Consider the following 1,962-nt stretch of genomic DNA (forward strand, 5'->3'; position numbering starts at 1 on the left):
AGGTAGCGGGGCGGCGATGCGTTCGGCCGTCCTGGGGCTACTGAAAACAGAAGAAGAATTACTAGAAAAAGCCGCTATCCAGGCTAAAGTCACCCACGACACGACCTCGGCAGTACTGTCTTCGCAAGCCGTAGCCCTCGGGGCACATTATTTTGCCTACGAGCTGGGACCAAAAAACGAAGTCGCTACCTATATTTCTTCCAGCATCAATGGGCATTGGGATCAAGAATGGAAGGGGCCCGCCAAGAGTAAGGGAACTGATTGCGTGCTGGCTGCTCTGACCGCCATCCAGCGTAATGATAATCAGACGGATCTCCTGCGAAACTGTGTCGCCTTCACCGGAGATGTAGATACGGTGGCGGCTATTGCCCTGGGTATGACCGCTTTTTCCACTGAAGTGGCAGCTAATCTCCCCCAGTGGATGTATGATGAACTAGAGAATGGCATCTACGGTAGAGATTATCTCCAGGCTATTGATCAACAACTCCATCATAAGTTCACCATCCGAAACAAGCCATAATGACTCCCATCACCCCGCGCCTTCGCCGCCCGGTACAACTCATTAATTTCCCGCTGCGCCTCGATCACGCGATCGGTAGCATCCGTTTTGATTTGTGATTTATTGACCAGGCTATCGGTGGCTGCACCGTCGTGGATACCATCCGGGTAAATAAGCAAGATACCCGCCCACTGAGCATCCTCTCCAGCGATCCGGACCAGCAGCTTTCTTGCGGAGAGACCGCGCAGTTGTCGGTGACGGGTACCTACAGCAGCTACTTGTGGTCGGACGGTAGCAATGCCGCCACCCTGACGGTTAGCGAACCCGGCGATTACGCCCTAAGCGTCAACACTGCTAATGGCTGTACCCGTACCGGGCAAATCCGTATCGAGGGCGAAGCACCACCCGCGGTAAGCATCCAGAGTAGCCAAAGCTCCATCTGTCCTGGTGATCCCCTGGTGACACTGCTGGCTCAGGTCAGCCCTACCGATGACTACACCTTTCGCTGGTCGAATGGACAGTCCGGCCCGCAGATCAACGTCGATCAGGCCAGTACCTATACCGTGACGGTGAGTACGGCGGCCGGTTGTACCGCCACCGCTACCTTCGAGCTCCTCGACTGCGAAGGTACTCAGCGTTGCAATGTCGAAGCCCCGGTCGATAGTTTCTTCTGTGGTGCCCTGGACAGCACGGTACTGAGCTCTCAAAGTACCATCTCCACCCTCCAATCTGGCGACCGCTTTATGGCGGGCGATTTCCTGGTAGAAGTGACGAGTGCCCGGAGCACCGGCACCTTCAACGGGACGGGCATCATCGAGGTGCCCTACTTACAAGGGGCTCGCCTGAATGTCTCCATCGTCAATGCCCGCATCAATACCGATTGCCAGTTGATTGATGGCTTCGTGGAGGTGGAGGGTACCGGTCTCAAATTACTCAGCGATGAGATGATCTCCGCGCTGGATGATGTGCTGGATGGCCTGGAGACCATCGACGATGTCCTGGAGGGGGCGGAGGATATTATTGATGCGATTGATAAAGCCGTCGCCTTTGCGGAGCCCTACCTGCCCGATGGCGTACTCGATTCGCTCTTGCAGGCCCAGGAAGACCTCATCAAAGCAAAGCAGGCTTACGAAGCGGCCCAGGCCTCGGGTGATCAGGCCGCCATTGATGCCGCCGAAGATGCCCTGGAGGCAGCCAAAGACGCGCTGAAGGATGCCAATCAAGCCTACGTAAAAGCCACCACCGAATTCTTTAAAGACTTCCTGGAAGTGGTCGTAGCGATGGTAAAGGATTTGTTGAAGGATTGTGTGTTGACAGACCGTAAGCAGCTTTATGAGGAGGCGTATACCACATTTGATGGTGAAATCGAAAACCTAAATAGTAGCATCAGTTTACCTACGGGAGCAAATGAACCAGATGGCACCTCCGTAAGTGCTATGTATTCTGAGTATGGCGTTTATGAG

General features: G+C 54.6%; 2 protein-coding genes. Both read left to right on the top strand.

Annotated features, from left to right (window positions below; all coding sequences use genetic code 11):
- A partial coding sequence (locus VJ956_RS06125; RefSeq protein WP_324082837.1) for an ADP-ribosylglycohydrolase family protein occupies positions 1-520 on the top strand: 520 nt, incomplete at its 5' end.
- 131 nt (positions 521-651) lie between these two features.
- A partial coding sequence (locus VJ956_RS06130) for a hypothetical protein (RefSeq protein ID WP_324082839.1) occupies positions 652-1,962 on the top strand: 1,311 nt, incomplete at its 3' end.

This window comes from Marinobacter sp. (assembly GCF_035268745.1).
GTDB lineage: Bacteria > Pseudomonadota > Gammaproteobacteria > Pseudomonadales > Oleiphilaceae > Marinobacter.